The organism is Oligoflexia bacterium (assembly GCA_035326705.1).
GTDB lineage: Bacteria > Bdellovibrionota_G > JALEGL01 > JALEGL01 > JALEGL01 > JALEGL01.
In genome coordinates this window covers 144,172-163,854 of record DAOLES010000004.1, presented here as the reverse complement: position 1 = coordinate 163,854, position 19,683 = coordinate 144,172, and the positions used below count along the sequence as shown (strand labels likewise).

Annotated in this window: 18 protein-coding genes and 2 tRNA genes; 3 read left to right on the top strand and 17 right to left on the bottom strand. The window is 37.1% G+C overall.

The genetic code is table 11. The features are described 5' to 3' along the window. Window positions 1-367: 367 nt before the first annotated feature. From PKC21_07325 to PKC21_07285, 9 genes are all read right to left on the bottom strand, one after another. Window positions 368-1,243: an Ig-like domain-containing protein gene (locus PKC21_07325; GenBank protein HMR25147.1), complete on the bottom strand. Its 876-nt coding sequence runs from the start codon at window positions 1,241-1,243 to the stop codon at window positions 368-370. A gap of 445 nt (window positions 1,244-1,688) precedes the next feature. Then, a tRNA-Asp gene (locus PKC21_07320) sits at window positions 1,689-1,765 on the bottom strand. A 117-nt stretch (window positions 1,766-1,882) separates the two neighbouring features. After that, window positions 1,883-2,644, bottom strand: coding sequence for a sulfite exporter TauE/SafE family protein (locus PKC21_07315; protein HMR25146.1), 762 nt, complete (start codon window positions 2,642-2,644; stop codon window positions 1,883-1,885). Continuing rightward, on the bottom strand, window positions 2,641-3,216 hold the full coding sequence (locus tag PKC21_07310; protein ID HMR25145.1) for a uracil-DNA glycosylase family protein: 576 nt from the start codon (window positions 3,214-3,216) through the stop codon (window positions 2,641-2,643). The genes PKC21_07315 and PKC21_07310 overlap by 4 nt, the downstream gene beginning before the upstream one ends. A gap of 82 nt (window positions 3,217-3,298) precedes the next feature. After that, window positions 3,299-5,290 carry a hypothetical protein gene (locus PKC21_07305; GenBank protein HMR25144.1) on the bottom strand — a complete coding sequence of 664 codons (1,992 nt, stop codon included), beginning with the start codon at window positions 5,288-5,290 and terminating at the stop codon, window positions 3,299-3,301. A 432-nt stretch (window positions 5,291-5,722) separates the two neighbouring features. After that, a tRNA-Val gene (locus PKC21_07300) sits at window positions 5,723-5,798 on the bottom strand. A 154-nt stretch (window positions 5,799-5,952) separates the two neighbouring features. Continuing rightward, a complete protein-coding gene (locus PKC21_07295; protein ID HMR25143.1) occupies window positions 5,953-6,897 on the bottom strand; it encodes a hypothetical protein in 945 nt (314 codons plus the stop codon). Window positions 6,898-6,960: 63 nt separating this feature from the next. Continuing rightward, a complete protein-coding gene (gene lon / locus PKC21_07290; protein HMR25142.1) occupies window positions 6,961-9,405 on the bottom strand; it encodes an endopeptidase La in 2,445 nt (814 codons plus the stop codon). A gap of 90 nt (window positions 9,406-9,495) precedes the next feature. Further along, window positions 9,496-10,611: a hypothetical protein gene (locus PKC21_07285; GenBank protein ID HMR25141.1), complete on the bottom strand. Its 1,116-nt coding sequence runs from the start codon at window positions 10,609-10,611 to the stop codon at window positions 9,496-9,498. 174 nt (window positions 10,612-10,785) lie between these two features. Between PKC21_07285 and PKC21_07280 the strand changes: the two genes are divergently transcribed. After that, window positions 10,786-11,241 (top strand): DUF2059 domain-containing protein, encoded by a 456-nt coding sequence (locus tag PKC21_07280; protein ID HMR25140.1) that lies wholly within the window; start codon window positions 10,786-10,788, stop codon window positions 11,239-11,241. A 30-nt stretch (window positions 11,242-11,271) separates the two neighbouring features. Here the strand turns inward: PKC21_07280 and clpX are convergent, their stop codons facing one another. From clpX to tig, 5 genes are all read right to left on the bottom strand, one after another. Beyond that, the gene (gene clpX / locus PKC21_07275; GenBank protein ID HMR25139.1) at window positions 11,272-12,555 is read right to left on the bottom strand and encodes an ATP-dependent Clp protease ATP-binding subunit ClpX; all 1,284 of its coding nucleotides are present in this window, start codon (window positions 12,553-12,555) and stop codon (window positions 11,272-11,274) included. Window positions 12,556-12,652: 97 nt separating this feature from the next. Beyond that, entirely contained in the window at window positions 12,653-13,132 is a 480-nt protein-coding gene (locus PKC21_07270; protein HMR25138.1) for a DUF4240 domain-containing protein, read from the bottom strand. 8 nt (window positions 13,133-13,140) lie between these two features. Then, window positions 13,141-13,737 carry an ATP-dependent Clp endopeptidase proteolytic subunit ClpP gene (clpP, locus tag PKC21_07265; protein HMR25137.1) on the bottom strand — a complete coding sequence of 199 codons (597 nt, stop codon included), beginning with the start codon at window positions 13,735-13,737 and terminating at the stop codon, window positions 13,141-13,143. Window positions 13,738-13,838: 101 nt separating this feature from the next. Then, entirely contained in the window at window positions 13,839-14,291 is a 453-nt protein-coding gene (locus tag PKC21_07260) for a hypothetical protein (protein ID HMR25136.1), read from the bottom strand. Between the two features lie 137 nt (window positions 14,292-14,428). Next, window positions 14,429-15,682, bottom strand: a complete 1,254-nt coding sequence (tig, locus tag PKC21_07255) for a trigger factor (GenBank protein ID HMR25135.1) — start codon at window positions 15,680-15,682, stop codon at window positions 14,429-14,431. A gap of 128 nt (window positions 15,683-15,810) precedes the next feature. On the opposite strand from tig, the gene PKC21_07250 reads away from it, so the two are divergent. Then, a complete protein-coding gene (locus tag PKC21_07250) occupies window positions 15,811-16,950 on the top strand; it encodes a hypothetical protein (protein ID HMR25134.1) in 1,140 nt (379 codons plus the stop codon). Between the two features lie 25 nt (window positions 16,951-16,975). On the opposite strand, the gene PKC21_07245 is transcribed toward PKC21_07250, so the two are convergent. Further along, complete coding sequence (locus tag PKC21_07245; GenBank protein ID HMR25133.1) at window positions 16,976-17,806, bottom strand: serine protease; 831 nt, start codon at window positions 17,804-17,806, stop codon at window positions 16,976-16,978. Window positions 17,807-17,963: 157 nt separating this feature from the next. On the opposite strand from PKC21_07245, the gene PKC21_07240 reads away from it, so the two are divergent. Beyond that, window positions 17,964-18,290, top strand: a complete 327-nt coding sequence (locus tag PKC21_07240) for a hypothetical protein (GenBank protein ID HMR25132.1) — start codon at window positions 17,964-17,966, stop codon at window positions 18,288-18,290. Window positions 18,291-18,303: 13 nt separating this feature from the next. Here PKC21_07240 and truB read toward each other — a convergent pair whose 3' ends face one another. After that, window positions 18,304-19,191: a tRNA pseudouridine(55) synthase TruB gene (gene truB / locus PKC21_07235; protein ID HMR25131.1), complete on the bottom strand. Its 888-nt coding sequence runs from the start codon at window positions 19,189-19,191 to the stop codon at window positions 18,304-18,306. Window positions 19,192-19,204: 13 nt separating this feature from the next. Continuing rightward, window positions 19,205-19,558, bottom strand: coding sequence for a 30S ribosome-binding factor RbfA (gene rbfA, locus PKC21_07230; GenBank protein HMR25130.1), 354 nt, complete (start codon window positions 19,556-19,558; stop codon window positions 19,205-19,207). Between the last annotated feature and the right edge of the window lie 125 nt (window positions 19,559-19,683).

The following is a 19,683-nucleotide window of genomic DNA, read 5'->3' as shown; positions in this document are numbered from 1 at the left end:
ATGTATGTTTAACTTCAAGCATTATAAAAGCAAACTTGATGCCAAAAACACATCCTATAACTGCATGATATTATTTGATTTTTTTAGATTTTTTATTGTGACATTTTTAGGCGATTTTTTTCCACTTGCGACAACCATTTAACACATCCTATAAAAAAAGGGACTTTCCATGTGGAAAATCCCTTTTATAGTATTTGTTTCTTTACTTTACTTAACACGGTGAAATCAGCTGAAATAATCCACCTTCCCGCTTCGCTCTTTTTTAAAGAGGGGCTCATGCCCCTCTCAAAAACAAAAAACGTGGTTTTTGTTTTTTCACTCCCTTGCGCTAGGCTATATAAAATAGCCTAGCGTTTCTTTACTTTACTTAACACGGTGAAATCAGCTGAAATAATCCACCTTTTTGATAATCGGCTTCCATGGTATCGCCTTGTAAATCAACAACATCATTTTTGAAAATTTTGATATTATGTCCGGATAAGGCGCCGCCACTGTTGATATGCACACCAAAAACGTCCATACGCCCAGAATATGCTGGCCATGTTGAATAGGTTGGATCACCTAAACCAATGAATGTACCAATTACACCCGTTTTCACTCTGACCAAAGGTGCGCGAGCTAAATCTTCACTGAAGAAAATAAACATGTAGGGCTGACCACAGATTTCATAATAATTGACGTCAATAACTCTGGGTGGGTTGGCTGGATCGGTAAAACCAAAAGCTCCAGCATTATCAAAGTTAAAGTTTGTATACATTTTATAAATATTTAAATATTTTAAATTTTGCCCTTGAGCAGAACGAGCTGTTTGAAAAATGGTTAACTCATACCTTGCATTGGCAGCCAAGGCACCCCCACTCCCATTGGGTGTGTTGATCGTAAACGTTGCAAATGGCCCTGAACACAAAACAGTGGTTGTATTGGTTAAATCCGCGACACTTGTTGAGTTAGGTCCGTTGTAAATGGTTTCGGTTAAACGAAAACTTGCTTGTAAGCTTAGCTGATCACAATTTTCACTGAACGTCGCTTGAATAACATTGGTTCCTAAATTTCCAACATTTGTTGGCGGGTTTTGTCCTGAATAATTGGGATGAAAACTGTTAATCACGAAAGTGCTTTGCAAAGCCAAAGTTTCCAGACTGATCTGCCTTTGATTCTGGAAGTTGTCCACCGGTCCACAGCCATTGAGGACAAAAGCCATAATTAATACTAAACTAGATAAAATAATGTATTTATAACGCATGATGTTATTTATCTAGCACACTTCCATTCCCGATGCAAGTGCTATTTTTAGGGTTAATTTTAATGATTTTGTACTCAATGATAATCTATCAAAAGCTAAGCCTAGCTTTTACTCCTGTGAATCAAGCCACATAACATAGCTTGTTATTGATCTAGCGGTGTACGCCATGTTGCCAAAGGCAGCACAAATATTAAAACGAGCTCGTCCCGCTTCGCTCTCTTTTAAAGAGGGGCTCATGCCCCTCTCAAAAACAAAAAACATGGTTTTTGTTTTTTCACTCCCCTGTAACAAGCCATATAAAATAGCTTGTTATTAATCACACGGTGTACGCCATGTTGCCAAAGGCAACACATATATTAAAACGAGCTCGCGAAGCGAGTTCGAGTCTAAATAGCAATAAACAACTTATTTTTTAATGACCGCAATATATTTGTGAACTTAAAAATGGCGCGGTGTACGAGACTCGAACTCGCGACCTCCAGCGTGACAGGCTGGCATTCTAACCAACTGAACTAACACCGCGTTTAGAATAAACTTGAACAAAACAAGTTTTTAGCTTCTAACAAGCTTTTGTAGACAGGTCAATCATTTTCACGGATTTTTATGCATCAAGCATATAGAAAATCTAAACCTTTAACACTATAGATTTTTGATCAACATCCATGCACCTAAAAACACCAAAGCAAAAGCAAAAATAAATCTAAAGGTTTTTAAGGGCAGTTTTTTCATGGTGGCATGTCCAATAAACACTCCCAACATGGCAATGATGCTAAAATATACAATTAATTGTTGATGGTTCTGTAGGTTTAAACTTTTTTGATACACCCAAAAACCTAAAAAAGCGTTGAAGCAAATAATAAACAAAGAGGTGCCTACTGCGTGTTTATGTTCCAGTCCAACCAATAAGACCAAAGCGGGGACAATCAAAAAACCTCCTCCAACGCCTAAAACACCGGTCAATAAACCAATCACCATAGAGTAAAAAAAGCTGGTGGCTATTTTATGGGGGCCTTGTAAATTGACTGAGCTGCCTGAATTGGCTCTAAACATTTTATACGCAGCAAAAAAAACAATGGCTACAAAAATATTAACCTGCATGGTTTGTGACATCACCAAACCCATACGCGCGCCAAGATATGTACCCAACATGGAGCCCGGAATAAAGCTCAAGGCTGCTGTCCAGTCTATGTGCTTGTCTTTGATATTTAAAATACTCCCAAAAACAGCATTGATGCCAACCACTGCTAGACTAGCCATCACCGCCAATTTGCTATTAAGATGAAAGATATGCATAAAAATAGGAACAGTCAGCAACGATCCCCCACTGCCCATCAATCCCATGCATAAACCGGTTAACAATGCTAAAACAGGCAAAGGCCCCATCAATAAATCCCAATTCATAACACGGCCTTTATTATCTGTCTTAAGTCTGAAAGTACATTTTCTTCAAACCATGGGTTCTTTTTTAGCCATATGTTATTTCTTGGAGAAGGATGCGGCAGTGGAAAATAGTTGGGTAAAAATTTTTTATAATCTTTTACAGTTTGGGTTAAGCCATTGAATGAAGCTTGTAAAAAATATTTTTGGGCATAGGCCCCCACCAATAAGGTTAATTGAACCTTGGGTAATTGTTGTAAAATTGGTGGCATCCAAGTGGGTGCACAGCGTTTCATGGGCGGTAAATCTCCAGTTTTTCCTTTTCCCGGATAACAAAAACCCATAGGCACAATGGCAATTTTTTTGGGATCATAAAATATTTTACTGCTCACTTGCAACCAATCTCTTAAACGTTCTCCGCTAGCATCATGCCAAGGAATACCCGTTTCATGAACTTTGATGCCTGGTGCTTGCCCCACCAATAAAATATTTGCTTCCGCTGCAAAGTTTAAAACAGGCCTTGGTGCTAAAGGCAATTCATCTAAACATAAAGTACACTGCCGAATCTCTTCTAACAAAGTTTGTCTTTTTGACATCGTTCATGACTATAACACATGACTGCTATAAATTTTGAAGCAATTGCTTTTATGCCGTGTATATCATTAACTGACTTATCTATTAAAATTTATCCTTGCACACATCTTCTTTAATAAATTCAGAAAACTGAGTTTGCAGCTCTGATTTCTCTAATAACGGTTTTACTTGATGTATATAACTATTATCTCTTTGGTTTAACATGGCTTGGACACGTGTTCGTGAATTTTTGCTGTTATAAATTTTACTGTACTCAATATTATATTCATCATCTTCAGCATCACCAAATCTCAGACTATTTCTAATTTTTTTAAAAATAGTCTCTTGATATACCCCATCATCATAATCATTTAAAAACATGATAAAAAGCGCACTTATAGAATAATACTGCCTGGATGCTTCTTCTTTATTAATTAAATTGGTAATTGTCCAAGTATCAAGATCGTTCTGATCTATTTCACTACAGAATGCGTCAACTCTTTCTTGATTATCATCATAAGCCAAATAATCTGCCGAGCCTTCTGAAAGCCAGTTCAATCGATCAGCACCAGTATCTTCCCGCCTCAAGTCAACATTGACCCACCTGGTACTATAAAAATAAAGTTTTTGTAAGTAATGAACATATTCATGTTTAGCAACTGTATACTCTGTTTGATATTTTGATATACATGCATAAAGTGTAATGTGTTCAGGGTGCTCTTTTGAACACAAACCTGCAGTTTCTTCAGCTTGCGCATAGTCATAATTACTTTCTAAGCGACTTACATAACTACAATAGGCTTCATGACTCTTAAATAAAAAAAGAATAAAGTCTTGTAAGTTTTCACTGATTGGCTCAGGTTCTTGTTCAAAATCTTCAAAAAATAACTCATTAAAATGTTGTTTAGTTGTTAACAAATGGTTTTTTAATTTTTCTATATACTCAAGAGAACATGTTGCGCTGTATACTTTTCCATTTAAATCTTCAAGAATATGTTCTTGGAAAATATCTTCTTGAGCTTGCTGTTTTAAAAAATAGTTGGCAATCAGTCGTGAAACTACTCCTTCTTTCTCAAATTTTTCCCTACATATATTGATATTTTGATCACACATGCTTTTTATGCTGTCTTCAAAAACAATCAGTTTTTCAAAATCTTTTCCTGTTACTGCATAATATAAGCTTATCAACTCTAAAAAATATTCCACATAAACTTCTTGGGAAAAATAACTTAAACTGTTTATTTTTAAAGCCAAGGTTTTGGCTGCATTGCTGATAGAGTCTCTTTGTACTTCACTAAAAATACTATAAATATCAAGTTCTCTTAATACTTTTAATAACATCATGGTAACTTTTTCTTGTTTTATTTGTTTTTCATGATCAGATTGAATTCTATAAAGAACATGTTGCTTTTGAGCTAGAATGCTATAAAAAAGGTTCCAGTTCTCTGCTCTTTGTTCTGTTTGATATTTAAAAGGAATTGTTTCAAGAATGTAAAAAACTTTATCAATAAAATATTCAGAAAATTTTTCATAAAAAACAATACCCTGACTTAAAAAATAAATTAAATCTAAACGATAGTCATGGTTAAAGAAAATTATTTCCGATTCATTTTCAAAACCAATATAAAATAAAGTTTTATAAATTTCTGAGCTTATATTTGAATCATTTACACGGTTATTATCAAACGCAAAAAGTTGATCTATATATTGTCTTTGCCTTAATAAATAATACAAATCCTTCTTATTAGGATTTAACATCAAAGATCTTTTTCTTTTGAAGAGCTGAATGTATTTAACATTATTTAAAATTATACCTTGTTGTTTTTCAAGTTGATTGGAGTCAACAATTAAGCTCTCTAAAATAGTAAAAATATTTTCCCAGACAACCGCATATGTTTCATTTAGCAAGTGCTTAAACTGGTAATTTAATTTTTTGCTTTCTAACAATAAGTCTAAACATGACCCTGAATCTTCTGTTGCAAGATAGTCTATTAACTGTTGATTTTTCTTACGACTTAAGAGATTAATATTTTCGCATGCCTGAACACCGCTTAAAAATGAACTGAACAGTAAAATACACCCTATTAATATCCTCATGACTTTCCCATAGCTAGCAATCTAAAATTGACTCAATGTATCATAAATATTTTTTTATTCAATCATAATATGTCAAAATGATCATGTTCAAACCTCCAAAACTCATACATAAAAAAAATCACTCATTGCTAATGTGTTAGAGTGTAACGGAGACAAGGTTTTATAATGATGTATACCACGGGAGTGAAAAAATCAAAACGCGGTTTTGATTTTTGAGGGGCTTTCGTACTGTCTCGATTCGCCTCTTCGGCGAATCTCCCAGTATCAAATACAAACCTTCAATGCCTGTACATAAAAAGTTAACCATAAGATGAGATACATAAACAGTGGAAACGAGGCCTTGTGCCGAAGTTGACCGCAGGGGGTGAGAAAACAAAAACCACGTTTTTTGTTTTCGAGGGGGAAGCGTTTCCCCTTTAAAAAAAATAGATATGGTGGGCGGTGAGGGGCTCGAACCCCCGACCCTCTGCGTGTAAAGCAGATGCTCTCCCAGCTGAGCTAACCGCCCATTTGAATCAATGGAATGCTATAGCTAGCAAATCATGCACAAAAGGTCTACATTTTTCTTCATTCTTGGTTTGGAAAAAAAGTCTTTTTAGTATGCTTCAATAAGTCGTATTAACAACCATTTAGAATTTTAAAACTTTTTTGGGTATAGTTTTTTATCTACTTGCTGCAATAAATTCTTTTTGGGTGTTTATCTTACTATCTGACGCTTTTAAATAGACCTGGTATTCAAACTCAACATGCTGGCAACCCTCATTATAACGCGCCAAAGCACTGGGGTTACAGCGATTGTACATATACAAATTTTTCTCTGAATTGCATAAAATGTATGTGTTATCCTCTTCTGGCTCCACCATAAAACAATCTCCCAATTCAGGCTCTATACTATGTGTAATTTCATCAGGATTTTCTGCACATTCATCTTCTTGATTGCTGGCAAACTCAAATTTCTGATGAGTAGTCATTCTTATTCTCTTGCCTGAGCCTATTTTAATGTCATAATAGTCTTTTTGTTCTCTTCTTGGAATAACCAACCTTGGCATGCCGTAAATTGTTGAATAGGTAAACAAATTGTTATCAAAAAACTCGGTATTACCAATACTATTTGCATTTTCCCACCAGCTTCTTTGTTGTTCAAACATTTCCCATTTAGCGTCTTGAACAGTGGCTCTTCTAATTTCCAGATAATCAGATGAACCATTGATCCCACGTAACTGCATTCTAAAGGTTGTTGGACTTTCTGCTTCTCTAAAAAAACCAAGATACGTTACTGGCGGAAACTTCTGGGCCAAAGATGCTGTAAACCCACCCCTGGTTGGCTTTTCATATACAGTAGCAATATAGTGCCAGGCGGTTTCAAAGAGTTGATCTTTATTAAGTGTTTTTCTAATTTCTGGTTGATCATTATGGTCATTTAGAAACTCCACCAACTGCTGTAAGTATGGACGTCTAAAAGATAATAACTCTTGCCATTCTTGTGATGGCGTTCGATGTCGGTATGATTCTAATTTTGTTTCATCTTCATTACCATTAGATTGTGCAAACAATACTGTTGATAAACACAAAATAAGCAAGCATACATTATGAAAATACCGTCTCATGATCGGCCCAGACTACAACACTCTGCATCATCGGTCAAGACTAGATTTGCCGTCCATTGCTACTTAATGGACGGGCTTGTTTTCGGCTTCTTGTGCGTCTTTTTCAAAAATGGGCGGTAAAAAGCCTTCAATGTTACTTAAAAAGTCTGCTCTACTAGAATCTTCCAAAGCCAGGGCTTCTTTAAGCACCTCATCTGCATGTTGCATTGCATGAACAGTTAACTCTTTTAAAACATTTTTTGGAATGTCTTTAAGGTCTTTTTCATTCTCTTTAGGAATAATTATCGTTTTAATTCCACCACGGTGCGCTGCCAAGATTTTTTCTTTTAAGCCACCAATAGGCAAGACCCTGCCCGCAATGGTAATTTCACCAGTCATGGCTACATCATTTCTAACAGGCACATGCAACAAAGCAGAGGCTAAAGACGTGGCCATGGTTACCCCAGCAGATGGTCCATCTTTGGGAATGGCGCCTTCAGGCACATGGATATGAATGTCTATTTTAGAATAAAAGTCATCTCTTAAACCCAAAGCCTTGGCACGTGAACGCACATAAGACAGAGCTGCATGCGCAGACTCTTTCATGACATCACCCAATTTACCGGTCATGGTTAATTTACCATTGCCGGGCATAATGGTGGCTTCAATATCCAATAAATCTCCACCCAGCTCAGTCCAGGCTAAGCCAATGGTTCTACCCACCGTTTTAATTTCATGGGCTTTGCCGTATTTGAACTTTTCTACGCCTAAATATTTTGCTACATTGCTTGATGTTATGGTTCTATGATGTTGTTTACCTTTCTCAACAACTTCTCTGGCAATTTTTCTGCATAATGATGCCAATTCTCTTTCAAGGTTTCGAACCCCCGCTTCTTTGGTATAACGGCGAATCACCTTCCGAATGGCCGCATCATTAAAACTGATGTTGTTATCGCTTAATCCGTTGGCTTCTTTTTGTTTATCCACCAAATACTGCTTTGCAATATTGAGCTTTTCATCTTCAGTGTAACCGGCCAATGATATGATTTCCATTCTGTCCAACAAAGGTCTGGGAATGGTATGCAAAGAGTTGGCTGTGGCCAAAAATGTTACTTTGGATAAATCATAATCCAAGTCCAAATAGTGGTCATTGAAACTGACGTTTTGTTCTGGATCTAAGACTTCCAACATAGCACTGGATGGGTCACCTCTAAAATCAGAAGACATTTTATCAATCTCATCAATTAAAAATACTGGGTTGCTGGTCCCGGCTTTTTTGAGCGATTGAATCAACTTGCCCGGCATGGCACCTATGTAGGTTCGTCTATGCCCTCTAATTTCAGCTTCATCACGCAGACCACCCACAGAAATTCTCACAAATTTTCTGCCCATGGCGGTTGCAATTGACCGTGCTAAAGAAGTTTTACCCACCCCAGGAGGGCCCACAAAACATAAAATAGGACCTTTGATTTTTTTAACCAGTTTTTGAACAGCTAAATATTCCAAGATTCTTTTTTTAACCTTATCCAAACCAAAGTGATCTTTATCTAAAATATGTTGGGCCGCTTGTAAATCCAACTTATCTTCAGAATACTTGTACCAAGGTAAATCTAAAATCCAGTCAATGTAGTTGCGCACCACGGTAGCTTCTGCTGCCATAGGTGACATCATTTTAAGCTTTTTAAACTCTTTTTTAACTTTCTCATCTGCTTCTTTGCTGAGTTTTTTATTTTTGATGCGTTTTTCAAGTTCATCCATTTCAGCTTTGAACTCATCTTTTTCACCCAGCTCTTTTTGAATGGCGTTCATGCGTTCATTGAGATAATAGTCCTTCTGGGTTTTTTCCATTTGTTTTTTCACCCGTGATTGGATCTTTTTTTCTACTTGTAAAATCTCAATCTCAGACTGCATCAAGGTGTACAGTTTTTCTAAACGATCTTTTGCATCAATAATCTCTAAAACTTCTTGTTTATCTTCTTGCTTTAAGGTTAAGTGTGCAGCAATGGTATCTGCCAAACGCGAAGGATCATCAATGGCCGCCACACTCATCAGCATTTCAGGTGGAATTTTTTTATTAAGCTTAATATAGACTTCAAAGGTAGCGTGTACTGTACGCATTAAAGCCTCAACTTCTACTGAACTGCCTTCGTCTTCTTTGACTTCATCAATGCTGCACATGTAGAATTTTTCATTCTGTTCATAGCTATGAATTTTGGCTCTGGTTTTACCTTCAATCAAAACCCGCACGGTTCCATCCGGGAGTTTTTGCATTTGCATGATGCTACCCAAGGTTCCCATGGTGTAAATATCTTCTGGCGTTGGATCGTTGTTTTTAGAGCTTTTTTGTGCACACAGCAATAAATCTTTATCTGAAGCCATGGCATGTTCTAAGGCAGCCACTGATTTTTTTCTGCCCACATACAAAGGCACCACCATATGCGGAAATACAATAATATCTCTTAGCGGTAAAAGCGGTAGTTTACGCTTGTTTTTTACCGTTTTTTCTTTTTCATCTTGATCAAATAACATCTGTTCTCCTTCGTTGACTTTTTATTATAAACACTATGGAGAACTTGGCAATAGGCAAAGGCAGTGCCAAATTTCATCTTTTTTTATTGATTATTGTCGCTTCAAACGGCACACCACAGCCTGTTTTTTGGCTTTGTGTTTGGCATTGATATCACCATTTTCAAGATTAAAAACATAGGCTCTGTAACCATTGGTATAAGGAACATCCAAAGATGACCACAAGGAAACGTCATACCAAGACTGTTGCGGGTAGGTTTCTAAGGTATAGTAAAACTCAACCTTGGTTTGCAAGGAGTGTTTATCTTGACCCATCACTGCCATTTTAAACTGACGGTAAGGATTATTAAAAATTGTAACCCCACTTGGATTGTAAAATTCTGCCAACTGTAAAATTGTGGGGAGCCCGGCATGTTTTTTTTCACAGTATTCTTTGGCATGGGTAAAGTTCATCATGCATGGCTGACCCATGGCATTGTCAGGACAATAATTTTTATTATTTCTATTCTTTTTAATGATGTCGCTTAGGTCCATTGCTGAAAAAATATCCTCTTTATAGTCTACTTCAATCACAATTGATGTATCCTCAGGTGATTGCTTTAATAAAGGTAAGAGATTTTCAGAAATTTCTTCATCTTCTGGGAAAATGACATAGCCCATTTTAAATAAGGCTTCACTGATTGGATCATCCCCGTCTTGGCTAGCAAATAATTTTATATTGGGGTTTTGAATTTTTATCAACTGATCGGTTTTTTCTTCATCATCCCAAACTTTTTGCACCACAGATAAATTAAAACGACAGGTCTGTTTTTCTGTATTTATCCGCGGTTGGGATTCAATCATAAAATAAATGGGTGTTGTGTAAGCCAGGTTTAAATCATCATTGATGTTAACCAGGCCAAGATCTATGCTATGATATTGTTCTTCATGCTCAAAAGAAATATCATAAGCTAGATTCAATACATGAATAACACGATCATCTTCTTCTCTTTCTTGGGTCCATCCCATGCTTAAATGATCCGCTTGATCATAAAATGCTTGTTTTAGGTAGGGATAAGCTCCGTTCTCTACCAACATTGTTTTCATGTCATGGATTCTTTTTTCCACTACCCTATAAATATCACTCATGTAATTTTCTACAGAACAATTGTCCTGGGCATGGCTTACAAACACTGGCAATAAAATAAGCAAGATTGATAGTTTCTTCATAATTTCCCCTTTCAAAACAAATCACCACAAAATGACTCTTTGCATAATTATCTCTAGCAAGAAACCGGAAACACTGTCAAATAGAAATCTGAAGAGATTGCTATACCCTATATGCTAACTTCTTATTGATTCAATTGGCTTGTCATTTTAATTTGACTAGAGTAGGAAGCCTTTGTGAATCATTATAAAAAATCAATATTAAGTTTGATTTTTCTTTTTAGTACACTTGCTTTGGCCAACAACGCCATCAGTAAAAGTAAAGCCAATAGTATTCATGAACTTTTAAAAGTTTCTAATGCTGCTAGCATGGGCAAGCAATTTACCCAGCAAATGTTTGCTATGCTTGAAGCGCAAATTCCTGACGATAAACAAGCCTGTTTTAAAAATGCAACTTTAGCTGTTGAACTACAAATGACGGATAAGAAATTTGCTGAATTACTGACACCTGTTTATGACAAACATTTCACGGAACAAGATATCAATGGCTTGATTGCGTTTTATAAAACCACATTGGGTAAAAAATTGTTAGAAAAGCAACCCCTCATCATCCAAGATTCCATGATTGCCAGCCAGCAATGGGGTCAAGAAATGAACACGCTGTTACAAAAAGAAATAGCAAAGTGTAACTAAACTTTATGTTACAGGAGAGTGCTCAGTCATTTAAGCGCTCTCTGCTTTAGGCTCTTTGTCTTGCACTTGTTCGTCTTCTTCAGTTTTATAAACCAAAATTGGCGTTTCTTTTTTTAGAACCACATCTTCAGTGATGTGACATTCTTTGATGTTATCACTAGAAGGAATATCATACATGATATCTAACATGATGTTTTCCATGATGGAGCGCAATCCCCGAGCACCGGTTTTACGTTTGATGGTTTCTCTGGCAATCGCAAAAATGGCTTCTTTGCTAAAATCTAATTTCACTTTTTCAAAATCAAATAGTTTTTGATACTGTTTGATCAAGGCATTTTTAGGCTCAGTTAAAATTTGCAATAAGGCATCTTCATCCAATTCATTAAGGGTAGCCAGCACGGGTAAACGGCCAATGAATTCAGGAATCAAACCAAACTTCAACAAATCTTCTGGCTCAGCTTGAGCCAGTAAATCACCAGTTTTGTGTTTGGTTTTAGAATCTATTCTTGCACCAAAACCAATACTGCGCTCATGCAAACGTGACTCAACAATCTTTTCTAAGCCAACAAACGCACCGCCACAAATAAATAAAATATTGGAAGTATCTACTTGCAAAAACTCTTGCTGTGGATGTTTGCGTCCCCCTTTGGGTGGAACATTGGCCATGGTGCCTTCAATAATTTTTAGCAAGGCTTGTTGTACGCCTTCACCGGATACATCTCTAGTAATAGAAGGGTTGTCTGATTTGCGTGAAATTTTATCAATCTCATCAATATAAGCAATCCCGCGTTGCGCACGTTCCACATCATAATCTGCATTTTGCAAAAGATTGAGAATAATATTTTCTACATCTTCTCCCACATAACCGGCTTCAGTTAATGTGGTGGCATCCACAATGGTAAATGGTACATTAAGAATTCTGGCCAAAGTTTGCGCCAATAATGTTTTACCGGTACCTGTGGGCCCTACCAATAAAATATTGGATTTTTGTAACTCAACATCGCTTTTGCCCATGGTTTTGGATTCAATGCGCTTGTAGTGATTGTACACAGCCACAGATAACATTTTTTTGGCGTCATCTTGACCAATAACATACTCATCTAAAATGGCTTTAATTTCTTTTGGCTTTGGAACTTTGGCTTCTGCCAAGACTTGTTCTTGATCACGCTCATTTTCTTCTAAAATGATATCATTGCATAGCTCAATGCATTCATCACAGATATAAACTGTGGGTCCAGCAATCAATTTCTTCACTTCTTTTTGACTTTTACCGCAAAAAGAACAACTTAAATTATGACCATCATTTTTTTCCATGCCATTCCTTTATTCTTACCCTTAAGATAGATCTTATCTTTGTATTATAACCTTCTGACTCATTGACACAAGGGTATTTTTAAACTTATTTATGTTATTAACTTTCCCAGCCTTGTTTATTAGAAAATGTTTCATAGCTATATTCTGTTATATACGTATACTCTTGCCCGGTTTTCTTTTTATAAGCTAAATCATCAATACTTAACAATGCTTCAAACTCTATGTCTTTTGGCATTTCTTCCGGTGTAGACAAACAATCTTGGTAAAAGTCTTTACCATTGGCAACCACGCAACAGCGAACATACAAAAACCAATCAGAAGAAAAATGCTTACCTTTAACATACGCATCTTCTCCAATATTTTGTGCATGTTTAAGCGTATCTAGAGCGTATAGCTTTTGACTCAAAATTTCAGAAAATTTGAAAATGTCATCTTCACTCAATTTTGCAAGCTGATCTACAACTGGCTTAATCACAGCTGAATCATCGCCTGTTTTATCCCAGTCTAAGCTTTCCATTAATTTCCAAAAAAAGGCTTCATTCATTGAACCTTTTTTTTTAAAAAGATTTCTAAACATTACAAGGTTTACGCTTTTTTCAGTTTTTGGCTTTCTACAATTTCATCAATCAGACCATAATCTTTGGCCATTTTTGCGGTCATGTAGTTGTCTCTATCTGTATCTTTTTCAAGCTGCTCTATATCTTGCCCCGTGTGATAGGCCAATACGCCATTGAGCTCTTCACGCAAACGCAAAATTTCTTTGGCTTGGATATCAATGTCACTGGCTTGACCACGAAAACCTCCAAGTGGCTGGTGAATCATGACTCTTGCATGCGGTAAAGCATAGCGCTTGCCTTTTTCTCCAGCAGCCAACAAAACACTGGCCATAGAAGCGGCCATGCCCATGCAAAACGTAGACACCGGACAACGGATGTGTTGCATGGTATCATAAATAGCCATACCGGAATAAATCACGCCACCGGGAGAATTGATGTACAAAAAAACCTCTTTGTCTGGATCTTCTGATTCCAAAAACAAGAGCTGTGCCACCACCAAGTTGGCAATATCATCGTTGATTTCTGAGTTTAAAAAAATGATTCTTTCTTTAAGTAAGCGACTGAAAATATCGTATGAACGCTCACCTCTGTGCGTTTGTTCAACTACCATTGGAATTAAGGGCATAATCAATAATCCTCTCAAAAAAATTTATATTTGCCGTAAGACTTAACTATACCACGCACAAAAAAAAAGCCCTAAGAAAGCTTAGGGCTTTTTTAAGATATTTAGCGCCAGGTGAAATAACCACTTAAGACAACTTTAAAGAATTCTGGATAACCGTCTTCTTTAAGTTTTGCCCGGTAAAAGTCTTCTGTTTGCTGATCATTACAGGCAAAAGCTGGTGTTTGGTAAACCCACTCATCCATATCTGCCTCATAAGTTGCCAAAATATAAGCATGTAATCTGTAATAACTTGGGTGTGTTTCAGCCCGCATTACCTGGAGTCTACAGACTTCTATGGCTTGTAGATTTGTTTCTGGCAATTTATAAGGGTTCTCGATTTGTGGACGCGTCCGCATCCCCTGTTTTCTGAGCTCTGTACTAGCATTAGAATCCCAGCCATACGCGCTTGGTCTTTTTTCTTGGTAATAGTAGCTTCCATCTTGTTGGGCAAAAGCTGTGCCCGCACATACTATTGCCACAATCAAACAATACATACTGTACTTAATTTTAATCATATTCCCACCTTCCTTTGATCAATTGATTTTATCTAACACAATCGTTAGCATATTTCATGCAGCGCAACAAGTGCGCTGCATGTTAACAGGTGGGCATATAACAACCTAAAGCTTAAACCACTGATTATTCTTGATTTTTATTTGCTGTTGGCTTTTTCAAGAAGAAAATCAATGGTTTTTTCCCAAACCAGATCAAATCTTACAGAATCCAAACGGTGAGTTTTTTCATAATAAGCTTTTAGCTCAGCGGTAGGCACTTTAGACTGCTTGGCCAAGTCTGCAATTTTATCATTAAGCGCTTTATCATCCACTGTAATGTCTTCTGCTTTAGCAATAGCTTCAATCAATAATTGATCATGCACCCGTTTTTCTGCATCAGGTTTCAACTCATTGATAATTTGTTCTTGTGTGTAGTCTTCTGGAAAGGCCGGAACACCACTCCAACGCATTTGATTTTGAATATTCTCCAGCATGAATTGAATTTCATTGGAAACCAAGGTTGGAGGTACGTCCAATGGGTTACTCTTACGCAGCGCTTCTAATAAATTTTCTACTTTTTTATGCTTGCCACGCTTATCAGCTTCTTCAAGTAAATCTTGTTTTAACTTGTCTTTCAATTCAGCCAAAGTTTTAAACTGGCCTAAAGATTTGGCCAAGTCATCATTGACTTCCGGTAAGACTTTTTCTTTGATTTCATCCAAATGAACCCGCATGTTAAGGTCTTTATTGTTCTTTTTATCATGAAAGGTCACGGCTTCAGATTGACCCACAGTCATTTTTAACAAAGCTTGATCCAAGACTTCTTGGCCACCTTTGGCACCCACTTCATAAATGCGTTCTTGCGCTTTGCTTTCTTGACCAGGACTAGCCAACAATGACTCAATCCGGATGGCGGCAAAGTCGCCTTTTTTGGGGGTAAGGGCTTTTTCTTTTTTCTGCAGTACAGCTTGCGATTGACGAATGTGATCTAGAGCTTGTTCTAATTCTTTATCACCGACTTCTATTTTTTCTTCTTTGATTTTAATGCCGGTGTATTTTTTGGGTTTGACCTCTGGCTTAACCTCAATAATAGCATGGTATGAAAAGCCTTTTTTTTCATCTCTTTTTGGCTCAGAAATATTTCTCACATTAATGGCATTTAAATTTTCTTTTTCAATCACTTCTGCCACTGAACTGCGCACCAATTCTTGATACACTTGCGCCTCAACAGATGGCCCATATTTTTTTTCCAAAATAGCCCGGGGAGCTTTACCTTTTCTAAAACCTGGAATATTGGCTTGATTTTTTAAACCTTTATAGGCTTTGTCAATTTCCTCAACCACTTCCGTTTCAGGTATTTGCACAATAATCTTTTTCTCAAAACTTGATTGATTTTCAACTTTAACGTTCATGTTATTACTCCATACTCAATAAATACGCTTATTTTGCTAAATATCAGGCGGTTTACCTTAGTCCTGAGCAGGAAGCAAGTGCAAAACTTATTTGTATATATAGAAAAAACAATGTATTGCGTTATTCTATGTTGGAACGACCAAAGCTATGGTTCATCTCAAGTGTTCTCTTGTTAAACTTTTTGGCTTATGGCCAAAACACTGGATCAAGTCACCCTGTTCCTTCTCTTGAATATGACAAAGTGGATTTTTTAGAGGGTTTAAGTCCTTTTGAAAACATGTCTCATCAGACTTTTGATCAATTGGCACAAAACTTCAAAGTCATGTTTTGGAATGTCTTCTTTGGTGGGTCTCATTGTGAGCTGGCTCCTTATAAAAACTACGACCCCAGTACACTTATGTACGATAATTTGCATAGCATTGTTGAAAGTGACTTTAGACCCGATGTTTTGGTTTTGGCTGAATTTAGACCCGAGTGCTGGCCCGTTTTTTCCTATCAGTTCTTGAGCCAATATTATCAGAAACCCCTCATCCAACTGTACAAAGACGACAATGAACTGCATGGCATTGCTATCTTTGTCAACAAAGACCTAGCTATTCGTAATATCAGTACATTTATTGCTGATTGGGTCCCCACACCTGACACAAAAGATATTGAACAAAGGTGGCTGGATTATTGTGAGCAAACCAGGCAAAATGAAGCCATCAATTCCTATACCGATTGCCAATATTACACCAAGCATCTCAGCATTGTGCCCATAGAGTTTCAAGGGCAGTGGATTAACATGTTGCCCCTACACCTGGTAGAACCTTGGACTTGCTACCTTGGCCACTTTAAAGATCCTGATGGCTTAAAAGCGACGGTTGGCCTTGCCAATCAAATCATCCGCAGTAAAAACAACCCTCTGTATTGTCAAATGCAGTCTTGCATGACCAACTTGGATGCTTCAGAAGAGTGCATCACGGAAAACCTGGGAGATATGGCTGGAACGATTGTTTTTGGTGACTTTAATGTTCCCAACAGCATCAATCGCTGGCCAATGAGAAAAGTGCGGCCCAAAGCTCTTAGACTGTTAAAAAAATTAGGCTTTACATCGGCTTTTTCTAATACAGAGCAAGCCTATTCAAAAAACCATCAAGGCAGCCAACTTTTACTGGATCAAGCTCATTACAGTGGGGGACTTCAACTTGAATACGCAAGTATCATTCCCATAGCCAAATCTGACCACTATCCGGCTTATTTTGTATTTTCAGTTGATTCAAACTAACTGTAAATTTTATACTTTAAAAAGCCTATGGGTTGAGTATTTTAACCAAAGCTTTGGGGAATGGCCGCATACTGGCTTTACCCGTGGTTTGCCCGCGACCCACCACAGTAATAAAAGAAGTATATTGCCCCATCAGACCGCCCTCTATATCAAATACTGGTCCGCCACTGGCACCGGGCAAGAAAAAAGCCCCGCCTTCTAAATCTAGCACCACTTTTCTACCCTGATCTTTATGTGATATTTTGGTTAACAACACCAAAGGGTCCAACCTTTGTCCGGGATAAGCTTTTGTATGCACCACCTGTCCATCTTCATCTTTGCCATAACTTTGCGGATAACCCAAAACCACTGCCATTGCATTCATCTTAATTGAACGGCTCAGTTCAACCGCATATTGCGGATGAAAGCCATTGCCCTCAACTTGTAATATGGCCCAATCTGTATTTTCTTGGGGATTATAATCCATTTGCATCAAGTAAGCTTTTTTAGATTCACCCTTGGGACCCAAAACTTTGATTGGGTTCTTTTTATTTACACCCAAAAAATTATGGCCAGAAGAAAGCAGCAGCATACCTTTGGCCACAATCACCGCACCGCCCATAGTAACCATGGTTTTACCATTCTCATTTTTGGGTACTTCTATCTGCACACAACTGTTGGAATAACGCTGTACAAGGCTTTTGATTTGCTCACCCTGTTCTGAACTTTGCAAATATTCCTCAACCAATTCCTGGCCATGCATAAAGTAGTCTTGCAAACTGTATACATAGTCTTTTGCATAAGATTTGCAAAATAAATAAAATATGACAACAAATGTATATTTATAAATATTTGTTTTTAATATATTAATTGCCATATTTTAATATTATGACAATAAAAGTATATTTTTTCAATTTTATACAGCTAAAATATTGAAATTTTTCAGTGATTTACCAGCAAATTATAACCCCAAAAAATAATTTGATAAACCCTTCTAGCCTTGCCGTCATCACACCTAAAGGTTAAAAAATACCATGTCTTTACACACAATCCTGCAACAATCATTCAACGAAAAAAATGCTTATTTATTTTCAAGCCTATTTCATGACAATATTGTTGGAATAAATTTACATGATGACCTCACCGCTTTTTCTTCAAAAACTGAGCTGCTAAAAATTACTCATAATTTATTTAAGATCAATCCAGATTTAAGCTGCCAAATCACACAACATTACACCTTAGACCCCTTCTTCATCTTACATCTGTATTTTTCAAATTATGTTTGCGGTGCCACAAGAAACACTATCTGGACTTGTAAAATTGAAAATGACTTGATCAGCAAACTTTGGTTTACCCACTAAACATCAATTGTTTTTAAACCAATGCCCGTTTTATTTTTATACGCTCTCCATTGGCTTCACCTAAGGCAAACAACTTCCCTTGCTCATCATATAAAGCATATTCACCTTCTTGAATTGGGCTGGCTAAAAACTGACCCTGCAACAAGTTATTTTTCTCTCCCTCTGTGAAATTTTCCAAACTGGGCATGGCTTGCATCATCTGCTCCATAGGCAGCATGTTTTGACTGATTTGCTGTTTGGAAAAGTTTAAAAAAATTTCTAAGCTTACGGCTTGCTCAAGCTTAAACTCACCACTTTGGAAGCGGTGAATATTTTTTGCATGCGCTCCCACCTTAAGCGCTTCACCTATATCCCTTGCCAAGGCGCGCATGTATGTCCCTTTACTACAGTGAACTTCAATTTTTAAAATAGGGTAAGTGTAGTCGATGATTTTCAAATCATAGATATGGACGGTTCTTGCTTTACGTTCAACTGCAACACCCTCCCGTGCATATTCATACAGTTTTTTTCCTTTATGTTTGATGGCACTAAAATCTGGGGGGACTTGAGCAAATGCGCCTTTAAATTTTTCACATATTTCTTTAACAACCTCTAGCTTGATGTTTTGATCAGAAGAAAAAATAATCTCACCCTCATCATCATCAGTTGTAGTTTGCTGACCCAAAACCACATCCAAGCTGTAAGTTTTTTTATCTCGCATCAAATACGAACTGATCTTGGTTGCTTGCCCAACACACACCAACAACAAGCCACTGGCCTCTGGATCTAAAGTCCCCGCATGCCCTATTTTAATGGTTTTGTAGCTAACAGCATAACATTCAGATAAATGTTTGCGCATTTTTTTAAGCACACCAAAAGAAGAAATACCCTGCGGCTTATTGATAAAAAAAACTCCATGCATGTTCATTAAGCAACTAAACGTCTTCTTTGATTTTTTCAAGCAGTGCTTCTATTTTTGATCCTTCATCCAAAGAGTTATCAAATATAAAACGTATGTTAGGCGAATAGCGAGTCTGCATTTCTTTGGCCACAATTCTTTGCACTTTAGGCAGCACTTTTATTAACGACAATCGTGCCTTATCAGCATCAAAGCCCGGCAACACCCGATAAAAAAGCTTAGCATGTTTAAAATCTGGAGAAATATCCGCAGCCGTTACACTGACTCCTGCCAAACTGTCTTCATGAACAAACTCTAACAATGTTGCAGATACAATTTGTCTAATCTGATCATTCATCCGATCAACACGTTTATAGGGTACATTTTTCATCTGTTTTTCCTTTTTAAGGGAGGATCTCTCCCCCCTTCTTGACCAAAAAACGTCGTTTTTGGTCAATTCAACCCACCCGGGGAAAAATCAGGATAAACCTTCTTTTCCTCAAGTTCCCTTAAATA